Source organism: Bradyrhizobium sp. LA6.8, from assembly GCF_040547935.1.
Classification (GTDB): domain Bacteria; phylum Pseudomonadota; class Alphaproteobacteria; order Rhizobiales; family Xanthobacteraceae; genus Bradyrhizobium; species Bradyrhizobium barranii.
In genome coordinates this window covers 38,373-60,976 of the sequence record NZ_JBEPQQ010000012.1, presented here as the reverse complement: position 1 = coordinate 60,976, position 22,604 = coordinate 38,373, and the positions used below count along the sequence as shown (strand labels likewise).

The 22,604-nt window shown below is 64.4% G+C and carries 25 protein-coding genes and 1 pseudogene; 14 read left to right on the top strand and 12 right to left on the bottom strand.

The window, feature by feature from the left end:
* Window positions 1-332 precede the first annotated feature (332 nt).
* From ABIA90_RS39565 to ABIA90_RS39550, 4 genes are all read left to right on the top strand, one after another.
* Window positions 333-1,001 carry an FMN-binding negative transcriptional regulator gene (locus tag ABIA90_RS39565; RefSeq protein WP_208086635.1) on the top strand — a complete coding sequence of 223 codons (669 nt, stop codon included), beginning with the start codon at window positions 333-335 and terminating at the stop codon, window positions 999-1,001.
* Window positions 998-1,984, top strand: coding sequence for an N-acetyl-gamma-glutamyl-phosphate reductase (gene argC / locus ABIA90_RS39560; RefSeq protein WP_354121641.1), 987 nt, complete (start codon window positions 998-1,000; stop codon window positions 1,982-1,984). The genes ABIA90_RS39565 and argC (ABIA90_RS39560) overlap by 4 nt, the downstream gene beginning before the upstream one ends.
* A 96-nt stretch (window positions 1,985-2,080) precedes the next feature.
* Window positions 2,081-3,127, top strand: coding sequence for an N-acetyl-gamma-glutamyl-phosphate reductase (argC, locus tag ABIA90_RS39555; protein ID WP_063983503.1), 1,047 nt, complete (start codon window positions 2,081-2,083; stop codon window positions 3,125-3,127).
* Window positions 3,128-3,141: 14 nt separating this feature from the next.
* Window positions 3,142-3,729: a class I SAM-dependent methyltransferase gene (locus ABIA90_RS39550; RefSeq protein WP_354121642.1), complete on the top strand. Its 588-nt coding sequence runs from the start codon at window positions 3,142-3,144 to the stop codon at window positions 3,727-3,729.
* A 19-nt stretch (window positions 3,730-3,748) separates the two neighbouring features.
* Here the strand turns inward: ABIA90_RS39550 and ABIA90_RS39545 are convergent, their stop codons facing one another.
* Window positions 3,749-4,147 carry an MAPEG family protein gene (locus ABIA90_RS39545; protein ID WP_063983501.1) on the bottom strand — a complete coding sequence of 133 codons (399 nt, stop codon included), beginning with the start codon at window positions 4,145-4,147 and terminating at the stop codon, window positions 3,749-3,751.
* 82 nt (window positions 4,148-4,229) lie between these two features.
* Complete coding sequence (locus ABIA90_RS39540) at window positions 4,230-6,038, bottom strand: PHA/PHB synthase family protein (protein WP_354121643.1); 1,809 nt, start codon at window positions 6,036-6,038, stop codon at window positions 4,230-4,232.
* A gap of 253 nt (window positions 6,039-6,291) precedes the next feature.
* Between ABIA90_RS39540 and ABIA90_RS39535 the strand changes: the two genes are divergently transcribed.
* The 6 genes from ABIA90_RS39535 to ABIA90_RS39510 all read left to right on the top strand — a co-directional run bounded on the left by ABIA90_RS39535 (window position 6,292) and on the right by ABIA90_RS39510 (window position 12,316).
* On the top strand, window positions 6,292-6,567 hold the full coding sequence (locus ABIA90_RS39535; RefSeq protein WP_354121644.1) for a hypothetical protein: 276 nt from the start codon (window positions 6,292-6,294) through the stop codon (window positions 6,565-6,567).
* A gap of 209 nt (window positions 6,568-6,776) precedes the next feature.
* Window positions 6,777-7,997 carry an LL-diaminopimelate aminotransferase gene (locus ABIA90_RS39530; RefSeq protein WP_282519440.1) on the top strand — a complete coding sequence of 407 codons (1,221 nt, stop codon included), beginning with the start codon at window positions 6,777-6,779 and terminating at the stop codon, window positions 7,995-7,997.
* Between the two features lie 30 nt (window positions 7,998-8,027).
* Complete coding sequence (locus ABIA90_RS39525; protein ID WP_135213524.1) at window positions 8,028-9,344, top strand: homoserine dehydrogenase; 1,317 nt, start codon at window positions 8,028-8,030, stop codon at window positions 9,342-9,344.
* 139 nt (window positions 9,345-9,483) lie between these two features.
* The gene (glpX, locus tag ABIA90_RS39520) at window positions 9,484-10,485 is read left to right on the top strand and encodes a class II fructose-bisphosphatase (RefSeq protein ID WP_063983497.1); all 1,002 of its coding nucleotides are present in this window, start codon (window positions 9,484-9,486) and stop codon (window positions 10,483-10,485) included.
* Window positions 10,486-10,627: 142 nt separating this feature from the next.
* Window positions 10,628-11,347, top strand: coding sequence for a haloacid dehalogenase type II (locus tag ABIA90_RS39515; protein ID WP_354121645.1), 720 nt, complete (start codon window positions 10,628-10,630; stop codon window positions 11,345-11,347).
* Between the two features lie 75 nt (window positions 11,348-11,422).
* A complete protein-coding gene (locus ABIA90_RS39510) occupies window positions 11,423-12,316 on the top strand; it encodes a LysR family transcriptional regulator (protein WP_354121646.1) in 894 nt (297 codons plus the stop codon).
* 18 nt (window positions 12,317-12,334) lie between these two features.
* Here the strand turns inward: ABIA90_RS39510 and ABIA90_RS39505 are convergent, their stop codons facing one another.
* From ABIA90_RS39505 to ABIA90_RS39475, 7 genes are all read right to left on the bottom strand, one after another.
* Complete coding sequence (locus ABIA90_RS39505) at window positions 12,335-12,529, bottom strand: hypothetical protein (protein WP_354121647.1); 195 nt, start codon at window positions 12,527-12,529, stop codon at window positions 12,335-12,337.
* A gap of 22 nt (window positions 12,530-12,551) precedes the next feature.
* The gene (locus ABIA90_RS39500; RefSeq protein WP_014495518.1) at window positions 12,552-12,677 is read right to left on the bottom strand and encodes an MFS transporter small subunit; all 126 of its coding nucleotides are present in this window, start codon (window positions 12,675-12,677) and stop codon (window positions 12,552-12,554) included.
* Between the two features lie 4 nt (window positions 12,678-12,681).
* Complete coding sequence (locus ABIA90_RS39495; protein ID WP_166341092.1) at window positions 12,682-12,840, bottom strand: hypothetical protein; 159 nt, start codon at window positions 12,838-12,840, stop codon at window positions 12,682-12,684.
* A 27-nt stretch (window positions 12,841-12,867) separates the two neighbouring features.
* Complete coding sequence (locus tag ABIA90_RS39490; protein WP_354121648.1) at window positions 12,868-14,289, bottom strand: L-lactate MFS transporter; 1,422 nt, start codon at window positions 14,287-14,289, stop codon at window positions 12,868-12,870.
* A 265-nt stretch (window positions 14,290-14,554) separates the two neighbouring features.
* Window positions 14,555-15,241: an alpha/beta fold hydrolase gene (locus ABIA90_RS39485; RefSeq protein ID WP_354121649.1), complete on the bottom strand. Its 687-nt coding sequence runs from the start codon at window positions 15,239-15,241 to the stop codon at window positions 14,555-14,557.
* Between the two features lie 276 nt (window positions 15,242-15,517).
* A complete protein-coding gene (locus tag ABIA90_RS39480; RefSeq protein WP_354121650.1) occupies window positions 15,518-16,000 on the bottom strand; it encodes a bleomycin resistance protein in 483 nt (160 codons plus the stop codon).
* Between the two features lie 110 nt (window positions 16,001-16,110).
* Entirely contained in the window at window positions 16,111-16,575 is a 465-nt protein-coding gene (locus tag ABIA90_RS39475) for a GntR family transcriptional regulator (protein ID WP_354122495.1), read from the bottom strand.
* On the opposite strand from ABIA90_RS39475, the pseudogene ABIA90_RS39470 reads away from it, so the two are divergent.
* A pseudogene (locus ABIA90_RS39470) lies at window positions 16,550-16,687 on the top strand (4-hydroxythreonine-4-phosphate dehydrogenase PdxA); the annotation flags it as partial. The gene ABIA90_RS39475 and the pseudogene ABIA90_RS39470 overlap by 26 nt on opposite strands.
* 10 nt (window positions 16,688-16,697) lie before the next feature.
* On the opposite strand, the gene ABIA90_RS39465 reads toward ABIA90_RS39470, so the two are convergent.
* The gene (locus ABIA90_RS39465; RefSeq protein ID WP_071914269.1) at window positions 16,698-17,111 is read right to left on the bottom strand and encodes a cupin domain-containing protein; all 414 of its coding nucleotides are present in this window, start codon (window positions 17,109-17,111) and stop codon (window positions 16,698-16,700) included.
* A gap of 50 nt (window positions 17,112-17,161) precedes the next feature.
* Complete coding sequence (locus tag ABIA90_RS39460; RefSeq protein ID WP_354121652.1) at window positions 17,162-17,905, bottom strand: SDR family oxidoreductase; 744 nt, start codon at window positions 17,903-17,905, stop codon at window positions 17,162-17,164.
* Between the two features lie 342 nt (window positions 17,906-18,247).
* On the opposite strand from ABIA90_RS39460, the gene ABIA90_RS39455 reads away from it, so the two are divergent.
* Both ABIA90_RS39455 and ABIA90_RS39450 read left to right on the top strand, forming a co-directional pair.
* Window positions 18,248-18,421: a hypothetical protein gene (locus ABIA90_RS39455; protein ID WP_354121653.1), complete on the top strand. Its 174-nt coding sequence runs from the start codon at window positions 18,248-18,250 to the stop codon at window positions 18,419-18,421.
* A 73-nt stretch (window positions 18,422-18,494) separates the two neighbouring features.
* On the top strand, window positions 18,495-19,253 hold the full coding sequence (locus ABIA90_RS39450; protein ID WP_354121654.1) for a sulfite exporter TauE/SafE family protein: 759 nt from the start codon (window positions 18,495-18,497) through the stop codon (window positions 19,251-19,253).
* Between the two features lie 80 nt (window positions 19,254-19,333).
* On the opposite strand, the gene ABIA90_RS39445 is transcribed toward ABIA90_RS39450, so the two are convergent.
* Complete coding sequence (locus ABIA90_RS39445; RefSeq protein WP_354121655.1) at window positions 19,334-20,410, bottom strand: methyl-accepting chemotaxis protein; 1,077 nt, start codon at window positions 20,408-20,410, stop codon at window positions 19,334-19,336.
* A gap of 283 nt (window positions 20,411-20,693) precedes the next feature.
* Between ABIA90_RS39445 and recJ the strand changes: the two genes are divergently transcribed.
* Entirely contained in the window at window positions 20,694-22,535 is a 1,842-nt protein-coding gene (gene recJ / locus ABIA90_RS39440; protein ID WP_354121656.1) for a single-stranded-DNA-specific exonuclease RecJ, read from the top strand.
* Window positions 22,536-22,604: the final 69 nt, after the last annotated feature.

Genomic DNA, 22,604 nt, shown 5'->3' with positions numbered 1-22,604 from the left:
GGACCGGCGGGGTTGTGGCGCCTTTCTTTCTCGGGAACCCCCAAACTTAGGGGAAATTCCGCTGCGACCCGATGACATCCGTGCGGCATCCTGCCGTCACGCCCCATCGATTTGGACTTGACCCTGGAACCCTCTGGCCTTATAGCCGCGCGCCATGATCAACGCCGCGACCATCCTGTTCGCCCGTCGCCGCCGCCGCTCTTTAGCGGTTTGGGCGGTCGATCGCGTTTGAGATCATCGTCTTTGCCGCTGGATCCGATCCGCGGCATTCTCTCTCCTGTCAGCGCGATCTGATCCGGCGGCCCCCCGAGGAGGCCCAGCAGGAGACCACGATGTACACGCCACCCTTTTTCAAGCAGGACCGCGCCGCGAGCCTGAAATTCGCCGAGGAGCGCGGCTTCGGCACGATGTGCGCCTTCGACGGCCACAAGCCGGTCGCCTCGCCACTGCCGTTCTACCTGACTTACGCCGCTGACGGCACGCCGCAGGCCGCCTTTCATGTCGCCCGTCACAATCCGCTGCTAAAGCTGGCGGACGGCGCGACCTCCTGGCTGCTCGCGGTCAACGGCCCCGATGCCTATGTATCGCCCGACTGGTACGTCTCGCCGGATCAGGTGCCGACCTGGCTCTACCAGTCGGTGCATCTGAGCGGGCCGGTGCGCCTCTTGTCGGACGATCAGCTGGCGGTGCAGATCGACACGCTGAGCGACAAGTTCGAGAGCTGGCTGTTGCCGAAAGCGCCGTGGACATCGGCGAAGATGACGGCAGGCCGGCTGGAAGCGTTGAAGAAGGGGATCGTGGGTCTGGTCATGACGGTTGAAGAGGTCGAAGGCAGCTTCAAGCTCAACCAGCACAAATCGGACGCCGACTACACCGCGATCGCCAACGCGCTCGGTGCGCAACCCGAAGCCGACGCCAGAGAGATTGCACAATTGATGCAGGACGTGAGGCCGGAGGCCTTCGCGAACGAAACCAACATGCTCGAAAGGAGCGCGCCATGAGCCTCACCGAAACCACCAAGGCCCCGACCACCGGCGCGGCCAAGAAGCCCGCCACCGTCTTCGTCGACGGCGGCTCCGGCACCACCGGGCTCGGCATCAATGAGCGGCTGAAGCTCCAGAGCGACGTCACGGTGAAGACGATCGCCGACGACAAGCGCAAGGACCCCGCGGCTAAGAAGGCGCTGATGGAGGAGGTCGATCTCGTGATCCTCTGCCTGCCTGACGATGCCGCGAAGGAAACAGTCGCGCTGGTCGACAGCATGGGCGCTTCAGCGCCGAAGGTGCTGGACGCTTCCACCGCCTACCGGGTCGCGCCCGACTGGGCCTACGGCTTTCCGGAGCTGACGCCGGACCAGGCCGCAAAGATCAAGGCCGCGAAGAAGGTCTCCAATCCCGGCTGCTATCCGACCGGTGCGATCGCGCTGCTGCGGCCGATCGTCGATGCCGGTCTGTTGCCGCCCGATTATCCCGTCGCCGTCAACGCGGTGAGCGGCTATTCCGGCGGCGGCAAGTCGATGATCGCGAGCTTTGAAGACGGCAGCGCGCCGTCCTTCGAGCTCTACGGCCTCGGCTTCGAGCACAAGCATCTGCCGGAGATGCAGCTCTATTCGAAACTGACGCGGCGGCCGATCTTCATTCCCTCGGTCGCCAACTACCGGCAGGGCATGCTGGTCTCGGTGCCGCTCCAGCTCGACGCGCTGCCCGGCAAGCCCAGCGGTGCGGACCTTCAGGCCGCGCTGGCCAAGCGTTACGCCGGCTCGAAATATGTCTCGGTGATGCCGCTCCAGAACGAGGCGACCAAGGGCGGCAAGCTCGAGCCGGAGGCGCTCAACGAGACCAACACGCTCGAGCTCCACGTCTTCGCCAGCGACAAATATCACCAGGCGGTACTGGTCGCCCGGCTCGACAATCTCGGCAAGGGCGCCTCGGGTGCGGCCGTGCAGAACATGCGGCTGATGTTGGGCCTTGCCGACAATAGCTGATCGAACGTTGCTCGGGAGGCCAGCCCGGTGGACGAAGCGACGATGCGACTTTCGACCCCGGCAAGACGATCAAATGACGCCTGAAAGGTACGCGTGATGAGCTCGAAGAAGATCGGCATTCTCGGCGCCTCCGGTTACACCGGGGCCGATGCGGTGCGCCTGTTGGCCCGGCATCCGAATGCCGAGATCGTCGCGCTCACCGCCAACACCCATGCCGGCAAGTCGATGGGCGACGTGTTTCCGCATTTTTTCATGCTGGACCTGCCGAAACTCGTGGAATGGGAAAAGGTCGACTGGAGCAAGCTCGATGCGGTGTTCTGCGGACTGCCGCACGGCACCACGCAGGAAATCATCGCCGCGGTCCTCAAGGCAAATCCCAAAATCAAGGTCCTCGACATGTCCGCCGATTTCAGGCTGCGGGACAAGAGCACCTATGCGCAATGGTACGGCCATGAGCACCGGGCGCTCGAACTGCAGGGCGAAGCGGTCTACGGTCTCACCGAATTCTATCGCGAGAAGATCACGTCGGCGCGGTTGGTCGCCTGTCCCGGCTGCTATCCCACGGCGGCGCTGCTCGCGCTGGTGCCGCTTGCGAAAGCCAAGCTGATCGACGTCGACGACATCGTCATCGACGCGAAATCGGGCGTCACCGGTGCCGGCCGCGGGCTGAAACAGAACACGTTGTTCAGCGAGGCGGGCGAGGGGCTGTCGCCCTATTCGGTCGGCACCCACCGGCACGCGCCCGAGATCGAGCAGGAGATCGGCGTCGCCGCCGGTTCCGCAGTGACGATCAACTTCACGCCGCATCTTATTCCGATGGCGCGCGGCGAACTCTGCACCTCCTACGTCAAGCTCAACGGCGCGACGCCGGACGATCTGCGAAGCGCGCTGGAGCAGGCTTATGCCAACGAGCCCTTCGTGCATGTCGCCAGGAAGGGCGTGCTGCCGCAGACCCAGAATGTGCGCGGCTCCAACTATGTGCAGATCGGCGTCGTCGCCGACCGCATCAAGAACCGGGCGATCGTGATTTCCACGCTCGACAATCTGGTGAAAGGTTCGGCCGGGCAGGCGATCCAGAACATGAACCTGATGTTCGGGCTGCCCGAGACGGCGGGGTTGGAGCAGATCGCGCTGTTTCCATGACACGAGGTACTGCGGTGGACGAAGCGACCTTGCAATTCTACCGGCAGAACGCCGAGGCCTATGCCGGCTGGGCGAAGGCCGCATCGACGCGGTTGCGGGGCTTTCTCGCCCTGCTGCCGCCGGGAGGCGCGATCCTCGAGCTCGGTTGCGGTGCCGGCAATCATTCCGCAGTGATGCTCGCCGAAGGTTTTTCAGTGCGTGCGACCGATGGCTCGCCCGAAATGGCCGAGATCGCCTCGCGCCGGCTTGGTCATCCCGTCGAGGCGATGCGGTTCGACCAGCTGGATGCGCACGAGGCCTATGACGGCGTCTGGGCGAGCGCCTGTCTGCTGCATGTGCTACGCGACGAACTCGCCGGCATCCTTGGAAAGATCCACCGTGCGCTCAAGCCATCAGGCGTGTTCTACGCCAGCTACAAGATGGGTGAGGACGATGGCCGCGACAGCCTCGGGCGCTACTACAGCTACGTCTCGCGGGAGTGGCTCGAGATGACTTACGCCAGCGCAGGTTCGTGGATCACGCTGTCGTCGGACACCAACGTGATCCAGAGTTTCGACGAGACGCCAGCCAACATGCTGAACCTCGTCGTACGCAGGGCCTGATCCCTAAGAGACCCGATTTCTAGAGCACCTTGAAGATCGCCAGTGCCAGCACGGCCTGGGCAAGGAAGCCGACGGTGAAGGCCAGCGTGCGGAACACCGGGATGCCGAGCGCGTAGACGATCAGATGTGCGACGCGCGACCAGAAATAGACCGCGCAGGCGAGCACGGTCCATTTCGAGGAATAGTCGATCGCGTTCAGGATCAGCACCAGCGGCGCGAAGAGCACGAGGTTCTCGACCGCGTTGTCATGCGCGAACATCAGGCGGTTCGCCCACTCCGCTTGTGGCTTGTCGGCGCGCGAGGGATTGGCCAAGGCGCCACTGAGCCCCCGAACCTGGCAGCGGTTGATGGTGTAGGGAATCCAGAGGATCCCGGTCAGGATCACCGTCAGTGTCAGCCAGAACAATTCGCGCGTCATAACCCGGTCCCCTCTGTCGTCGCTGTGTTGAACGCGAGATTATACAAGCGCGCAGGATTGCGCCATGCGCAAAGAAATCCCGCTAGGCGCGAACCCTGACATAGCTGCCGGGCGCGTCCTCGATCGCGGGCAGGGCCTCGCTGCCGACCACGCGCGCCGGGACTTCCTCGGGATCGAGCCCGCCCAGCCATTCGCGCCAGTCCGGCCACCACGAGCCCTTGTGCTCCACCGCGCCCTTCATCCATTCGGCGACGTTGACGTCCTTGACGTTGTCGTTGGTCCAGTACTGGTACTTGTTCGAGGCGGGCGGGTTGACCACGCCGGCGATGTGGCCCGAGCCGGACAGCACATATTTCACCGGACCGCCGAAGAACTGCGAGCCGTACAGCACCGATTCGGCCGGCGCGATGTGGTCCTCACGGGTGGCGAGGTTGTAGACCGGCACCTTGACCTTGGAGAGGTCGAGCAGCGTGTTGTCGAGCACCATCGTGCCGGTGGAGAGCCGGTTCTCCAGGTAGCAATTGCGCAGGTAATAGGAATGGTTCGACGCGGTCATGCGCGTCGCATCCGAATTCCAGTGCAAGAGGTCGAACGCGCTCGGCTGCTGGCCCTTCAGATAGTTGCTGACGACATAGGACCAGATCAGATCGTTCGAGCGCAGCATGTTGAAGGCCATCGCCATCTTCGAGCCTTCGAGCACGCCGGCCGCCTTCATGTCCTGCTCGAGGGCTGCGATCTGGTCTTCGTCGACGAACACGAGGAGATCGCCGGCATGGGTGAAGTCGACCTGCGCTGCGAAGAACGTCGCCGACGCCACGCGCTGGCGGCGCTTCTCGGCGAGCCAGGCCAGCGTGGTCGCGAGCATGGTACCGCCGACGCAATAGCCGGCGGTGTGCACCTTCAACTCGCCGGTGACCTTCTCGATCACGTCCATCGCCGTGAGCGGGCCTTCCTTCATGTAGTCTTCCCAGCTCTTGTTGCCGAGCCGCTTGTCGGGATTGACCCATGAGATCACGAACACGGTGATGCCCTGGTCGACGCACCACTTGATGTAGGATTTCTCCGGCTTGAGATCGAGGATGTAGAACTTGTTGATCCAGGGCGGCACGATCAGGAGCGGCGTGCGCAGCACGTTCTCCGTGGTCGGCGAATACTGGATCAGCTGCATCATCTCGTTCTGGTAGATCACCTTGCCCGGCGTCGTCGCCATGTTGACGCCGACGACGAGATTGTCCGGATTGGACTGGCGGATCTTCAGCATGCCCTTGCCGGCCGCGATGTCCTCGGCCAGCATCTTCAGGCCGCGCGCCAGGTTCTCGCCGCTGCTCGCCACCGTCTCGCGCAGCACTTCCGGATTGGTCAGCACGAAGTTGGACGGCGAGATCGCGTTGGTGATCTGCTGGATGTAGAACTCCGCCTTGCGGCGGGTCTGCGGGTCGAGCCCGTCGGCGTCGCGCACCAACTCCTGCGCCCATTTGGTCGTGAGCAGATAGAGCTGCATCATGAAATCAAAGAACTGGTTCGACTTCCATTCCGGATCGGCAAAGCGCTTGTCGCGCGGCGAGGGCGCGATCGCGGGCGGGGCGTCCTGGCCGGCCATGCGGCGCGCCGCCGAGCCCCAGAGGTCGAGATAATCCTTGGCGAGCTTGGTCTGCAGATCGGACGCGCGGGATGTATCCGACATCCAGTATTGGGCGACCGACGTGAAGGCCTTGACCGCTTCCGTAAGCTCGGCCGGCGGGCGATCCTGCACGTCGCCGCTCTCGCGTGGTTTCAGATACGCGGCGAGCGCCTTGCCGCCGCTCTCCATCGCCCGCGCGACATTCATCGCGAAGGCTTCCGCATCGAACTTCGTCTCGGGTTTGGGCGTGTCGGTCGTGGCGGTACTCATGAGCAGAACAGTAACGATTCATTCTGTATTCGTCACCGCGAAGCTCGCATGTTTGGCGTTAAACAAGCTCCAACATGTGCTGCACTGCGACAAAGCCCCTTGGTTTTGTCACAATCAGCGTGCACCTCTTCCGCAGTGGGCCTTGGAAGTATTCTCGCTCGTACCATTTGTGGGCAGCAATGGTTTGAGCTTGGGCAGGTTGTCGGGTTAAGCTCCGGCAGCCTTGCGTTGGGACGAGTAGGGGATTTCCCAAGTGTTGGCGTTGAGGGACCTGCAAAAGTCGCTGCCGATCTGTGGCGCGCTGCTGATGGCGGCGCTTGCCTTGGGCGGCTGCTCGAGTCAGCTGGCTGACTATACCCCCACCGACGCGCAGGCCCATCCCAAGGAGCCCGGCTCGTACCTTCCGGTGCACGATCTGCCACCGGATCGTGATCAGGCAATCATCCCGCCGGACCAGCGCGCCAAGATCGAAGCCGAGCTGGCCGCCGCGCGCGACCGCCAATCGGTTGCCGCAAAAGACGCCAAGTAACGCGGCGTAATCGCTGGCGCCCCCGCCATGCCGTGCTAAAAGACCTCAGTTCAGCCAAGAGTCAGGGCGAACGTCTTCAGCTCCTGCCGTCGAATATTACTCTAAGCGTTTGATTTTGAGTGATTTTCGCGAAGGGGCGAGAGCTTTCCCGAGCGGCTGTCATGGCCGGTCGATTCTGTCCTGACCGGTTGCCCGGAGCCCAGAGAGCCATGGAAGAGTTTTACCGCATCCGCCGCCTTCCGCCTTACGTGTTCGAGCAGGTCAACCGGGCCAAGGCAGCCGCGCGGAATGCCGGCGCCGACATCATCGACCTCGGCATGGGCAATCCGGACCTGCCGGCGCCAGCGCATGTGCTGGAGAAGCTGAAGGAGACGCTGGGCAAGCCGCGCACCGACCGCTACTCGGCCTCCCGCGGCATCCCCGGGCTGCGCCGCGCCCAGGCCGCTTATTACGCCCGCCGCTTCGGCGTGAAGCTCAACCCCGACACCCAGGTCGTGGCGACACTCGGTTCGAAGGAGGGCTTTGCCAATGTGGCGCAGGCGATCACCGCGCCCGGCGACGTCATCCTCTGCCCGAACCCGAGCTACCCGATTCACGCCTTCGGATTCCTGATGGCGGGCGGCGTGATCCGCTCGGTGCCCTCGGAGCCGACGCCGCAATTCTTCGAGGCGGTGGAACGGGCGATCGTGCATTCGATCCCGAAGCCGCTCGCGCTCGTCGTCTGCTACCCCTCGAACCCGACCGCCTATGTCGCGAGCCTCGACTTCTACAAGGACCTCGTCGCGTTCGCGAAGAAGCACGAGATCCTGATCCTGTCCGATCTCGCCTATGCCGAAGTCTATTTCGACGAGAACAACCCGCCGCCCTCGGTGCTCCAGGTGCCCGGCGCGATCGACGTCACCGTCGAGTTCACCTCGATGTCGAAGACCTATTCGATGGCCGGCTGGCGCATGGGCTTTGCGGTCGGCAATGAGCGCGTGATCGCGGCGCTCGCCCGCGTCAAATCCTACCTCGACTACGGCGCCTTCACGCCGGTGCAGGTCGCCGCGACCGCCGCGCTGAACGGCCCTGACGATTGCATCAAGGAGATGCGCGACACCTACCGCAAGCGCCGCGACGCGCTCGTGGAGTCATTCGGCCGCGCCGGCTGGGAGATCCCGCCGCCGGAAGCGTCGATGTTCGCCTGGGTGCCGCTGCCGGAGGCCTTCCGCAGCGTCGGCAGCATGCAGTTCGCAACCCTGATGGTGGAGAAATCCGGCGTCGCGGTCTCGCCCGGCGTCGGCTTCGGCGAGCACGGTGAAGGATATGTCCGCATCGCCATGGTGGAAAACGAGCAACGGATCAGACAAGCCGCGCGCGGCGTGCGCCGCTTCCTTGAAAGCGGCATCGAAACGTTGCACAACGTCGTTCCGCTCGCCAATCGGCGTTAAGTTTCTCTTCGGCAGGTTTTCTAAAGCATCATGGTTGCACCCCTGAAAGTGGGCATAGCGGGGCTCGGCACCGTGGGCGCCGAAGTTGTCCGTTTGATCGAGACCCAGGCCCGCGTGCTCGCGGGCCGCAGCGGCCGCGGCATTCGCGTCGTCGCCGTCACCGCGCGCTCGAAGGCGAAGAAGCGCGGCGTCGATCTGCGCGGCGTCGAGTGGGTCAGGGACCCCATGGCACTGGCCACGCATCCCGGCATCGACTGCTTCGTCGAGCTGATGGGCGGCGCCGGTGATCCCGCTCTCTCTGCGGTCGAAGCGGCACTGAATGCGGGCAAGTCGGTCGTCACCGCCAACAAGGCGCTGCTCGCCAAGCACGGCCTGAAGCTTGCCAAGGCCGCCGAAAAGCACGGCGGCGCGCTGAATTTCGAGGCAGCGGTCGGCGCCGCGATCCCTGTCATCAAAACGTTACGCGAAGGGCTTGCCGGAACCGGCGTCACCCGCGTCTACGGCATCCTCAACGGCACCTGCAATTACATCCTGACGCGGATGGAGCAGGAGGGCCTGTCCTTTGCCGAATGCCTCAAGGATGCGCAGCGGCTCGGCTACGCCGAGGCCAATCCGTCCTTCGACGTCGATGGCCACGACACCGCGCAAAAACTTGCCATTCTCGCCAGCCTCGCTTTCGGCACGAAAGTTGCTCAAAGCGCGGTGTATGTCGAAGGTATCTCATCCATCGCGCCGGAAGATCTGCGCGCGGCCGACGATCTCGGTTACCGGCTCAAGCTGCTCGGTGTTGCCGTTCGCACCGCCAAGGGCATCGAGCAGCGCGTGCATCCGACCATGGTTCCAAAATCCTCCTCGATCGCGCAGGTGATGGGCGTCACCAATGCGGTCACGATCGATGGCGAGGGCATCCCTCCGATCACGCTGGTCGGCCCCGGTGCCGGCGGTGCTGCGACCGCATCCGCCGTCGTCGCCGACATCGCCGACGTTGCGCGCGGCATCCGCGCCAATCCGTTCGGCCGGCCGATCTCGCATCTGCGCGATACCAAGAAAGCGCCGATGGAGCGGCACGAGGGCGGCTACTATATCCGCCTGCTGGCGCGCGATTTCCCGGGCACTGCGGCCGCGATCGCGACCCGGCTCGCGGAGCAGAAGATTTCGATCGAGTCGATCGTGCAGCGTCATCCCAATGGCGGCGCTGCGCCGGCGAACGGCAAGGCGGTGCCCGTGCCCGTCATCCTGATCACCTATGCAACTCACGAGGACGCCGTGCGACGCGCGCTCGCGGCCGTACAGAAGGACAAGGTGATCAGCGGACGGCCACAGGTGATCCGGATCGAGAAGAACTGAGCATGACCCGGAAAAGTGTGAAGAGGTTTTCCGGAAAGGTCATGCTCAAACAATAGGACACGGTTCGAACGAACTGTGGGTGTTACGAGTTGATGCGGACGGAGATCTCCGTCCAAAACTGTTCCGAAGGAGTTAGCCGATGTCGACCCATATTTCAGTCCCGCCGCACGCGTTGCTCGAGCGCATCCTCACGCTGGAGATCGTGCGGGTGACGGAGCGGGCGGCGGTGTCTTCGGCGCGGCTGCGCGGGCACGGCAACGAGAAGGCGGCCGACCAGGCCGCGGTGGACGCCATGCGGCGCGAGCTCAACAAGCTGCCGATCGAGGGCACCATCGTGATCGGCGAGGGCGAGCGCGACGAGGCGCCGATGCTGTTCATCGGCGAGAAGGTTGGCATGAACGCCGGCCCGCAGGTCGACATCGCGGTCGATCCGCTCGAAGGCACCACGCTGTGCGCCAAGAACATGCCGGGCTCGATTGCCACCATGGCGATGGCCGACGGCGGCACGCTGCTGCACGCTCCTGACGTCTACATGGAGAAGCTCGCGATCGGTCCCGGCTACGACAAGGGTGTTGTCGAAATTGATGCCTCGCCCGCCGACAACGTCCGCCGCCTCGCCAAGGCCAAGGGTGTCCAGCCGGAAGGCATCACCGTTCTCGTGCTCGACCGCCCGCGCCATGCCAGCATCATCGAGAGCGTGCGCTCGACCGGCGCCGCCGTCCGCCTCATCACCGACGGCGACGTGGCCGGCGTGATCCACTGCGCCGATCCTGATAACACCGGCGTCGACATGTATCTCGGCACCGGCGGCGCGCCGGAAGGCGTGCTCGCGGCCGTGGCGCTGCGCTGCATCGGTGGCCAGATGCAGTGCCGCCTGATCCTGGATTCCGACGAGAAGCGCGAGCGCGCCGCCAAGATGGGCGTCAACGATCCCAAGATGATCTACGGCATCGAGGATATGGCACGCGGCGACTGCCTGTTCGCCGCCACCGGCGTCACCACCGGCTCGCTGCTGTCGGGCGTCAAGTTCCGCAAGGACGGCGTGATCGAGACCGAGACGGTCGTGATGCGCTCCGTCACCGGCACCGTGCGTTACATCAAGGCCGAGCACCGGCAGTTGGAGAAGTTTTACCTGGGCTGACGCGCTTCGTCATTCCGGGGCGACGGGACCGCGCAAAGCGCGCGGCCCGGAGAAACCGGAATCTCGCGCCATAACTTCTGGATTCCGGGTTGGTGCTGACGCGCCCCCCGGAATGACAAGAACAACAAAAGAGGAAGCGCACATGTCCGATCTCTCCTCCGTCAAAGCCCTGGTCTTCGACGTGTTCGGCACCGTCGTGGACTGGCGCACCAGCCTGATCACCGACCTCATGTGGTGGGGCAAGGGCCGCGGCATCTCCGCCGACTGGACCGCTTTGGTCGACGGCTGGCGCGGCATGTACACGGCCGCCATGGATGACGTGCGCAAGCACCCCGAACGTGGCTATGTCATCCTCGACGTCCTGCACCGCCGCTCGCTGGACAAGCTGGTCGAGAAGTTCGCGATCAAGGGTTTGACCGAGGCCGACCTCGACTATCTCACCAAGGGTTGGCATCGCCTCAATCCCTGGCCCGACAGCGTCGCCGGCCTGACGCGCCTCAAGACCAAATTCGTGATCTCGCCGCTGTCGAACGGCAACGTCGCGCTGCTCACCAACATGGCGAAGTTCGCGGGCCTGCCGTGGGACCTCATCATGTCGGCCGAACTGTTCGAGCACTACAAGCCCGATCCCGAGACCTATCTCGGCGCCGCGCGCCTGCTCGGCCTCAAGCCGGAGCAGGTGATGATGGTCGCCGCCCACAACGGCGATCTCGCCGCCGCGCAGAAGAACGGGCTGAAGACCGCGTTCGTGGCGCGGCCAACCGAATACGGCCCGCTTCAGAAGGTCGATTTCGAGGCGACCGGCAATTGGGACATCGTCGCCAAGGATTTTGGCGGGGTCGCCGGCAAGCTGGGCTGCTGAGCGGCACTGCTTCTGTTTGACATCCTTCAAGACAGCGCCTTTCATATCGACGATGTCGATGTGTGAGGTGCGCCCTTGGATACCGAGCTCGCGCGTACATTTCTGACCGTGGTCGCGACCGGCAATTTCATCACCGCCGCCGACCGGCTTCACGTCAGCCAGTCCACCGTCAGCACGCGGATCCACTCGCTCGAGGAGCTGCTCGGCTGCACGCTGTTCGTGCGCAACAAGGCGGGCGCGACGCTCACGGTGGCCGGCCGGCAATTTCAGCGCCATGCCTCGACGCTTGTTCGCACCGTCGAGCAGGCCCGCCACGACGTCGGCCTCCCCAAGGGCTTTAGCGGGGCGCTGGTGGTCGGCGGCCGCATCGGCCTGTGGGAGGAGTTCCTGCTGCTTTGGGTGCCGCGCATGCAGGAGGCCAATCCTCAGATCTCCATCCGGGCCGAGAGCGCCCTTGAGCCCGAGTTGATGCAGGGGCTGGTCGAGGGACGCATCGACATCGGCGTGATGTACACCCCGCAAAGCCGCCCCGGCCTCAAGGTCGAGTTGCTGATCGAGGAGCAGCTTGTGCTGGTGTCGACCAATCCCAGGAGCGATCCGGAGCCGCAGGAGGGCTACGTCTATGTCGACTGGGGGCCCGAATTCTACGCCCGGCACAGTGCCGTCTTTCCCAATTTCGCGGGGCCTGCGCTGACCGCCAACATCGGCTGGCTCGGGCTGCAGCACGTCCTCGCCAACGGCGGCTCCGGCTATTTTGCGCACCGGATCGTCGAGCCGCTGCTGAAGTCGCGGCGGCTGCACCTGGTGGTGGGAGCGCCGAAATTCTCGATGCCGGCCTATGTCGTCTATTCGGTCGACCAGCCCGACGACCATGTGCAGAGCGCGATAGCGATCATGCGCGACCTTGCCGCCGAGCAGACTCGGCGCGTGGCGGAAACGCCGGCGCGTGGCGCGCGCAAGCGCCGCTGACGGCTCGTTTGACTGGATCTATCCGCGCCGGTGCAGGCGGGTCTCGGCGAGCGCCGTCACCGCGCCAAGTGCGAGCGTCGCGACGACGATGTCCGCAGTCGCGTCGAAGCCGACGGCGAGAACTGCAGCGGCGATCACCGCGGCCAGCACGGTGATGGTGAAGCCTTCGTCGGTTATCAACTGTCGCGCGCCGCTGAGAAGCGCTGCACGCATGTTCGTGGGACGCATTCGCCGCCTACTGAAACAGCTTCATGGCATTGAGCAGGGTCTGGATCACGCCCGCGAGCAGGGGGATGCCCGCAAAGCTCCAGGCCAGCGCCAATTGCAGCGGGGTGGTCTTTGCCGTCTGAGCGGTCTGCATGATGTCAGGCCCCCGAGGGATTGTTGCTCGCCGCGGCTACGGCCGCGATCTCGGTGGCATGATGCACCGGCCGCATCGCCGCCATCGTCCGGGATACCCGCCAGGCGATCCAGCTCAGCAGCGATTGGGAGAATGACGCTTCGCTCCGTGATGTCGTGGTCATGGTTGCCTCCTTGTGTTCGTCCGAACGTCAGGCAGCACGCGCCGCCTCGAGACCTGAACTGTCCTCGTCCTTCATGTGATGACGCTTGTCGACGGCACGGACGCAGAGATTGGCGAGGAAGCCGACCACGAGCAGTCCGGCCATGATGTACATGGTCGTGTTGTAGGCCTGCGCCTTGGGCACGCCATGCGTGACGTTGTATTCGCGGATGTAGTTGATCAGCACAGGCCCGGCGATGCCGGCCATCGACCAGGCCGTCAGCAGGATGCCGTGGATGGCGCCGACATAGCGCGTGCCGAACATGTCGCGCAGATAGGCCGGCACGGTGGAAAAGCCGCCGCCATACATGCTGACGATGATCAGGAAGCACAGCACGAACAGCACGACATTGCCGCTCGCGCCGGCATAGGGCACGGTCACGTAGAGGGCGATTCCGAGCACCATGTAGACGAAATAGGTGTTCTTGCGTCCGATGAAGTCGGATAGCGAGGCCCAACTGAAACGCCCGCCCATGTTGAACAGGCTCATCAGGCCGACGAGACCTGCGGCCGCCACCGCGGTGATGTGGCCGGGGAACATCTCCTGGCTCATCGCTGAGGCCTGGCCGAGCACGCCGATGCCGGCGGTGGTGTTGCAGAACAGCACGATCCAGATCAGCCAGAACTGCGGCGTCTTGATCGCCTGGTAGACGAACACGTCGTTCCTGGTCATCAGCTTGGTGGCGGCCGCAGGCGGCACATAACCCTCCGGCTTCCAGCCCGGCGCCGGCACGCGCACGATGGCGGAGCCGACCATCATGAAGACGAAGTAGACACAGCCGAGCGTGATGAAGGCGCCGAGCACGCCGACGTCGCTCGTGGTCGCAAACTTGCTCATCAGCCAGACGGAGAGGGGGGAGGCGATCAGCGCGCCGCCGCCAAAGCCCATGATCGCCATGCCGGTGGCCATGCCCGGCCGGTCGGGAAACCACTTCATGAGCGTCGAAACCGGGGAGATGTAGCCGATGCCGAGCGCGCAGCCGCCGATCACGCCGTAGCCGAGATAGATGATCCAGAGATTGTGGAGATAGACGCCGAGGGCCGAGATCAGGAACGCACTCGCCCAGGCAACGCCGGCGGTGAACATCGCCTTGCGCGGGCCGCCTTCCTCGACCCAGCGTCCGAACACTGCGGCCGACAATCCGAGGAACACCATCGCGATGGAGAAAATCCAGCCGAGCTCGGTGAGCTTCCAGTCGCCGGATGCCGATTGGGTGATGCCGATCAGCTTGGTCATCGGCAGGTTGAAGACGCTGAAGGCGTAGGCCTGCCCGATGCACAAATGCACGCAAAGCGCCGCGGGCGGCACCATCCATCGGCTGTAGCCCGGCCTCGCGATCGTGTGCTCGCGATCAAGGAAGGGCAGCAGCGAACGTGCAGGCATTCCCGATGCGTCGAGCGTCGTCGTCATCCAATCCTCCGGTGCCTCGCTGTTCTCGGGGGCGGCCTTTACGGGCAGCCGGGCGATGGCGCGGGATCAGGCTACGCAGAAGGAGGATTTTGACAAACGAATAATATGCGCTGTTACAATCGGATTAATAGATATTAGAAAAAGCAGAAATCGGCATGGCGTTTTCGCGATGGACAAAAGGTCCGGGCGGTCTCGCGCCGCCCGGACCTGATCCGAAGAATGACAACGTCATCTGCCTTGGTTCGGTATGGTATGTCAGCCGATGCTACTTCGCTGTGACCGCATTCGCAGCCTTTCGGATCACATCCAGCACCACATCCGGCTTCGACAGCATGGGGACGTGGGACGAAGGCACTTCGGTCACGGTGGCGTTCATGCGCTTCGAGACGAAGTGTTGCAGATCGGGGTGAACCGTCTGGTCCTTGCTGGCGAGGATGTACCAGCTCGGCTTCGAGGTCCACGCTGTGCCATCGACCTTTTGGGTCAGGAGATCCGCAACCGGCGCCCCTTGCGTTGCGTAGACCAGCTTTTGCTCGGCTTCGGGCAGGTCGCCGGCAAAGTGCGTCAGGCCGCTTGGCTTGAGCCAGACACGGCCTGCCGGCGCGTCGATGTGGTCGAACACCTGCGTCGCCGGAAATTGTGCAATCTGGCTCTGCGAAGTTTCGTCGGCAGCGGGCGCGAGCGCGGCGATGTAGACCAGCGCGGCGACCCGCGGATCAGTTCCGGCATGCGTGATCAGTGTGCCGCCATAGGAGTGGCCGACGAGGACCACGGGTCCGGGAACACGGCCAAAGCACGCCGTCACGCAGGCGACGTCGGTTGCGAGTGAATCGAGCCCGTGCTGGCTCGCCAGGACCTCGTGGCCTTCGGCTTGCAGCGCCGGGATCAGCTTGCCGAAGCACGATCCGTCAGCCCAGAGGCCGTGCGCGAAAACGATGCTTGGTTTGGTCATGAGATGGTCTCCGTTGGCTGCGCAACGGCGAGCCGAGGTGCTCGCGGAGCGTGAAGCGGGGGAGCTTCACGTCTAACGCGCGACCACGTCAGCTGACAGAGGGTCGCAAGGATAATCGGGCGAATGCGAAATTGAGCAAGTTCGGCTCGTGAACCGAATGCAGCATACGCCCCACACGACAGAGAGCGTGCATCAGTTCAATGGTCCGGGCAGCGTGCACCGTCGCGATAGTGTCTCCTGATTGCGCGATGCGGCAGGACTGGACGAATCTTTGCGTCAGGATGGCGTGCGCATGCCCAGGCGTTCGACGAAGCGCACGAGGTAACCGTCCGGATCCTGGACGAGGAATTCGCGCTGGCCGAATTCCTGGTCGCCGACCCGATACCAGGCTTCGTTCGGCTGCTCGTAGAGCGGCCATTTGGCATCGCCGAGAGCCCTCAGCATGGGATCAATGCGATCGACGACCATCTGGAAATTGACGCCGCGTCCGAATGGCCGCTGCATCTCTGCCGTCTCCCAGCGTCCATTCAGTTCGCAGAGCATGACTTGCAATCGCCCCCTGGCGAGATACGCAAATCGCGCATCGGGGCGATCATAGGCGAGCTCGAAGCCGAGCAAGTCGCGCCAGAACGGCAGGCTGGCTTGAATGCTGGAAACGCTGAGTTCGGGAACGAGATCGGCAAAGCCGCCTTGCGGCGCGCTTCCCGTGCTGTCGGAGGTCGCACGCGCGGCGGGGTCTGAGGGCAGCGGTTTGTTCATTGCGGCGTCGCCTGATCTTATGACCGATCTTCGGGGCGGTTATCGCAGCGAAGCGGCGCGAAGGCCAGACGCGGAATGGGGCGAACGAGTGCTCGCCGGGCACGGCCGCCTCACGCGATCCGCAGCGCGAGGTCGTTTCCTTCCGTCTCGGCAAAGCCCGCCTGCAAAACCTCTTCGCGCTTGTGGCGCAGATGCGCACGCAGGATGTGGGAGAGGCCGGCGCCATCGCGCCGCTGCAGCGCGTTCAGGATCGCCTCGTGCTCCTTCACGGCGAACGCCCAGCGCTGCGGTGTCATCGGCGTGACATAACGCGCGCGGCGAATGCGCGCGGTCACGGAAGCATAGAGCCCGGTCAGCGCGGGATTTTCGACTGCTGCGACAATGGCCTCGTGAATGGCGCGGTTGCCGCGATAAAACTGGATCAAATCGCCCTCGCGATAATGCCGAACCATTTCGTCATGTGCGGCGGCGATTTCGCCGATCCCGGCGTCGCTGATGCGCTCGCAGGCGAGCTCGCCGGCGAGCGCCTCGAGACCCTGGCAGACCTTCGGTGGCTTCCCATTCCCGATCTGCACGCCCGCGCACGGCACGGCCTACGACATCGCAGGGCAAGGCATCGCGTCGATCGGCGCCAGCCGCGCCGCGTTGCTGCTGGCCGCGGAGATGGCCGCGCGCCGCGCTGCGTGACGAGGCGGTGCTACTTCGTGATCGGCGTGACCAGCTCCTTGTCCGCCGAATCCACGACGAAGACGGCCAGCAGCTTCGCAGGTTCGGTATCGCTGGCATTCGCGCTTATGGCGTGACGGTCGCCGGGCTTTTCGAAGAAATTCTCTCCTTTGCGATAGACCTTGGCGGGCTCGTCATTGACCTGACTGCGGATCGCTCCTTCCAGGATGGTCGCATAGATGAATGCGGAGCGCGGATGCATGTGGGCCGGCGAGGAGCCTCCGGGACCATACTCGACCAGCACGCCCTTCATGCTCTTGCCTGGGACGTTCGGCAGCGCCTGGTCGAACACGACCGTCACTTTGGCCAGAGGTGCCGGTTCGGCCGCATGGCCCGTCAGGACTGATGCGGCATAAACCGCCGTTGCGATCAGCAATCTGCGCATGGGATTTCCTTCATTGCAGTGGTTGTCGTGATGGAAGGTCTGGCGGATCCTCAGAGCCTTGCGAGCCACGTCGCGAGCGGCGTTTTTCCAAGCCGCGCTTCGCCGAGCGGGTTCAGCGATGTGTCGTCGATGGGGGCGCCGTAGTACGGTGCCTTCGGGTCTCCCACCACCGGTCGGGCGTCGCCGGACGCCTTGAGGCGCCGCGCAATGAATTCATTGAAGGGCGCCTTCTCGGGGCCTGCGATATCGATGGTGCCGTTGAGCGGCCGGCCCATGGCGACCTCTGCGAGGCGGTCAGCGACGTCTTCGGCGGCGATCGGCTGAAACAGTGCGGACGGGACGACGATCTTTCCTTCGACCACAGCCGTTTCGGCAATGGCGCCGAGGAATTCGAAGAACTGGGTGGCACGAACGATGGAGTAGGGGACCGACGAGGATTTGATGATGGTCTCCTGGGCGAACTTGGCCCGAAAATAGGAATTGTCGGGCGACCGTTCGGTCCCCACGATCGACAGCGCCACGTGATGCTTCACGCCCGCGGCTGCCTCTGCCGCGACTAGGTTTGTGCTCGAGCGCTGGAAGAAATCGAGCACGGCGGCGGGCTCCCAGGACGGCGCGTTGGCAACGTCGACGACGACATCCGCGCCAGCCAGCGCTGCTGCGAGGCCTTCCCCGGTCACGGCGTTCACGCCTGATTTCGGCGAGGCTGCAACGGCCTCGTGGCCGTGTTGTTTCAACTTCGTCACGAGCTTGGATCCGATCAATCCGGTCCCGCCGATCACGACGATCTTCATGGCATGTCTCCTCGGCATGTGACGAGCGTGAGTGATCCCAATCCGTGGGCCGATCACGTCACGTCCGCCCAACGTGATGCGAAGCGCAGCGTAGCCGAGCAATGCGGCAAGCTCTTGCCTGTAACCGTCCTGCCTTGCCGGAAAATGCTCAGAAGACTCGTTGCGGCGGCGTGGACGCCGCGCCTGCCGCGGTCGGATCGAAGCCCTGCTCATGCGGAGGCGGCGAAATTGCACCGAGATCAATGTTCTTATTGTACTGAGATTTGTACCGGCTCATATTGCGCCGCATCGCCCCTCAAATGCACCGAGAGGTGGTCGCGCCCGACAAAGCGGAGCAACAGAATGAGCGTGAGCTATCTTGATGTGTTTCTGGCATTCCTCGGAATGACTTTTGGCCTGCCGTCAGTGCTGCCCGGTCTCTTTTTCCAGCCGAAGGGCGAGCCGCCTCGAACCTCGCGAGCGACGTCGACCGACGCCGGCCCAACAGCAACCGATGACGACGTTACGGCGAACTGAGCCAAGTCTCGCCCGCGATGTTTCGGCGTGACGCGCGCCGAGCCGCGAGCGTGACGGTCATGGAGATGCGCATATGGATTTGACGGTCGCCACGGTGATCATCGCCTTTTCCGGCGTCTTCTTGATCTGCTTCATGAAGGGCGCATTCGGCGGCGGCTTCTCCATCGTCGGCATTCCGTTGCTGTCGTGCGTGATGGATCCGGTCACCGCGGGCGGCCTGCTCGCGCCGCTCTTCATCGCCATGGACCTGTTCGCGTTGCGCTACTGGAAGTCCTCGACATGGTCGAAGCCGGACCTGGTGCTGCTGTTGCCCGGGCTCGTGATCGGCATTGCCCTCGGCTATCTCTTGTTCCGTGTATTGGACCATCGCGTCGTCGCGATCGTGATGGCGGTCGTGACGTTGAGCTTCGTTGGCATATGGCTCGTGAGTGATCCGAAGGTGGTCATTCGTCCGCGCTCCTCGCCGAAGGCGGTTGCTGCCGGCCTTGCCTCGGGTGTCACGACCATGGTCGCGCATTCCGGCGGACCGCCGCTGGCGATGTACCTCCTGCCGCTTGGCCTCAGCAAGGAGGTCTACGCGGGAACGACGAGCCTGTTCTTCACTGTCGGCAACGCGATCAAGGCGGTACCTTGGCTGTTGCTGGTGCGGCCGGCGGGCAACGTCTGGATCGTGATGGCGGCGTGCCTCTTTGCCATTCCCAGCGGCGTCTGGCTCGGCTGGCGGCTGCACGGAAAGCTGGACCAGCGGCAGATCTACCGGGCGTGCCATGGTTTGCTGGCCGTGACGGCGTTGAAGCTGTTGTGGGACGGAGTGTCTGGTTATCTCGGATAGTTTGTAAGTCGCGCCGCATCACGGCGCGACCATCGTTCGACGGTCACGCTGCCGTGCTCACGGATTTCACGATGATGTCGTCACGCCCCGCAGACGATCACGCCGTACCAGCCGAGGCCGCGATAAGTCTCGTAGCCTGGCGTCGCATGGAACGCGACCAGTGCGCCCGTGCGGTCGTGATAGAAGCCGGAGCGCTGGCCGTTCAGCGAGATCGAGATGCGCTCGCTCAAAATACCCTGACCGTCGGAAGCTGCGATCACGCGCAGATTGGAATCGACCAGCAGCACGCGCGCCTTGTCGCCGTCGCCGACGCGCACGCCCTGCACGATGGCGCGGGCCTGCGCCTCCCAGTCGAAATGGATGGCGAGCACGCCGATCGGCGCGCCGTTGGCCTGGCCGCCGGCGCGGACGCTGGCACAATAGGTCGCGACCTGGGCATTGCCGAGCAGCGGCTGGTTCTCGACGTCACCGGCGACATAGTCGTCGCCGGAGCGCAAGGTTCGCGCCTCGCGAAACCACTTGGTGTGGGCGACGTTCTGGCCGACGACGCGAAATCGGTCGGCGCGGCCGTTGGCGATGACGTTGCCGTCGAGGTCGCAGAGCCAGAGGTCGAGATAGACGGTGTAGGCGCCGAGGATCACGCCGAGGCGCTGCGAGGCATGGGAGACGGCTGCGGCGTTGGGCGAGGCCGCGCAATCGACCACGGCGGAATCGGTCGCCCACCAGCGCACGTCGCAGGTGCGTTCATAGAGGTTGCGATCGATCAGCTCGATGGCGTTGAGCGACAGGTCGACCATGCGCTCGCCGCGCGAGCGCTGGCTCATGCGGTCGATCGAGGCGACGAGATCGCCGGTGCGCTTCGTCAGCTGGGTTTCAAGCTCGCGCGCGATGGTTTCGACCTGCTGGCCGACGCCGCGCACCTCCTGCGCCACCACCGCGAAGCCGGCGCCTTGCGCGCCGGCGCGCGAGCTCTCGATCAGCGCGTTCAGCGCCAGCATCTTCATCTGGTTGGTGATCTGCTGAATCGCCTTGGTCTTGTCGACTGCGATCTGATTGACCTCCGCGGTCAGGCGATTGATCAGTGCGGAGATATCGGAATCGTCATCAGCGGGTTCGGTGGCGATCGGCTTGGCTTTCAGACCCAGCGCAGCAGACATCGGGGAGCTTCCCTTGGCAATGAGGCCTGATCTGCAACGAACCCGAAACAACTAATTACAGATCGAATACGAGTCTTTTTCGAAGATTCCGCCTAACGCCCGCTTAATTTGCTGTTCCACGGAATGCCCAAATGATAGTCAGTCCGCGCAGCAAAGTGGCAATCCACCGCTTTGTGCGGCGCGGACATTGCAAATCCCGGGGGATTCCAGGTCAATCGTCATTGCCGGCCGATCGCCGCAACGCCCAGTCCGATTCCCGGGTTCCTCAAGCCAGTCTCGACTCATGACGCCGCCCGCAACTGCCTTGCCCGTCGAAGTGCCCCAGGCGTTTCTGGGCGTCGCGCGCTCGCTCACCGACAAGCTTTGGCTCGACCGGCTGGATGCGCGCGGGGCGGCCAAGGCGCTCGCCATCGTGCAGCGGCACCAGCTGCCGGAGTTGCTGGCGCGGGTGCTGGCGGGCCGCGGCATCGACATCGATGGCGTCAGCGACTTCCTGGATCCGACCATCCGCAAGCTGCTGCCGGACCCGTACACTGTGACCGAGATGGAGGCCGCCGCGAAGCGGATCGCGGACGCAGCGATGCGCGGCGAGAAGGTCGCGATCTTCGGCGACTACGACGTCGACGGCGCCACCTCGGCAGCGCTGCTCGCCTGGCATCTGCGCCATTGTGGGTTCGATCCGCTGATCCATATTCCCGACCGGATTTTCGAAGGCTACGGCCCGAACACCGAAGCGATCCGCGCGCTGGCCGCCAAGGGCGCCACGCTGCTCGTCACCGTCGACTGCGGCACCACCAGCATCGAGCCGCTGGCTGAAGCCAAGCGCCTCGGCATGTCCGTGGTCGTGATCGATCATCACCAAGCCGGCACGGAGCTGCCGGAGGTCGATGCGCTGGTCAATCCGAACCGGCTCGACGATCTCTCGGGCCTCGGCCATCTCGCCGCCGTCGGCCTCGTGCTGGTGACGCTGGTCGCCGTCAACCGCGAGCTGCGCCAGCGCGGCTTCTGGACCAGCGAGATGCCCGAGCCCGATCTGCTCGGCATGCTGCATCACGTCGCGCTCGGCACGGTTGCGGATGTGGCGCCGCTGATCGGGCTCAATCGTGCTTTCGTCGCAAAAGGCCTGATCGCGATGCGGCGGCGCGACCATGTCGGCCACACCGCGCTGATGGACGTGGCGCGGCTCAACGGCCCGCCGGAGGCCTGGCATCTCGGCTTCATGCTGGGGCCGCGCGTCAATGCCGGCGGCCGCATCGGCCGCGCCGACCTTGGCGTGCGGCTCTTGCTCGAAGGCGACAGCGTCGAGGCGGCGCGGATTGCGGCCGAACTCGATCGCCTCAACAGCGAGCGCCGCGTCATCGAGCAGGCGGCGGAAGCGCAGGCCGAAGCCGAGGCGCTGGCCTCGATCGGGCTAGAGGACAAGATTGGCGTGATCGTCACGGCCTCCGAAGGCTGGCATCCCGGCGTGGTCGGCCTCGTCGCGTCCCGCCTGAAGGAGAAGTTTTCGCGGCCGGCCTTTGCGATTGCGCTGGAGCCCGGCGGCATCGGCACCGGATCGGGCCGCTCCATCGCCGGTGTTGATCTCGGCAAGGCGGTGCGGCAGGCGGTGACCGACGGCATCTTGCTGAAGGGCGGCGGCCACGCGATGGCCGCGGGCGTGACGTTGCGCAAGGAGAAGCTCGCCGAATTCCGCGCCTATCTCGAAAACGCGCTGGCGCGCGACGTTGCCGAGGCGCGCCATGTCAACGAGCTCTACGTCGACGGCGCGGTGTCCGCGCGCGCCGTGACGACGGAGCTTGCGACCACGCTCAACCGCGCCGGTCCCTTCGGCAGCGGCAATCCGGAAGTCGTGCTGGCGCTGCCATCGCATCAGCTCGTCTATGCCGATGAGGTCGGACAGGCGCATTTGAGGCTACGCTTCAAGTCGGGCGACGGCTCGATCGTCAACGGCATTGCGTTCCGTTCGGTCGGCCAGAAGCTCGGCAATGCACTTCTCGCCAATCGCGGTCAGCAATTGCATGTCGCGGGATCGTTGTCGGTCGACCGGTACCAGGGCGCCGAGCGCGTGCAATTCCGCGTCGTCGACGTCGCGCTACCGGACCAGGGGCCATCCGTGATTAGATGACGCAAGATCCCTCGCGACAAACGCGGTACGCGTTTGCGCGGAGATCATGCGTCAAAAATAAGCCGCTCA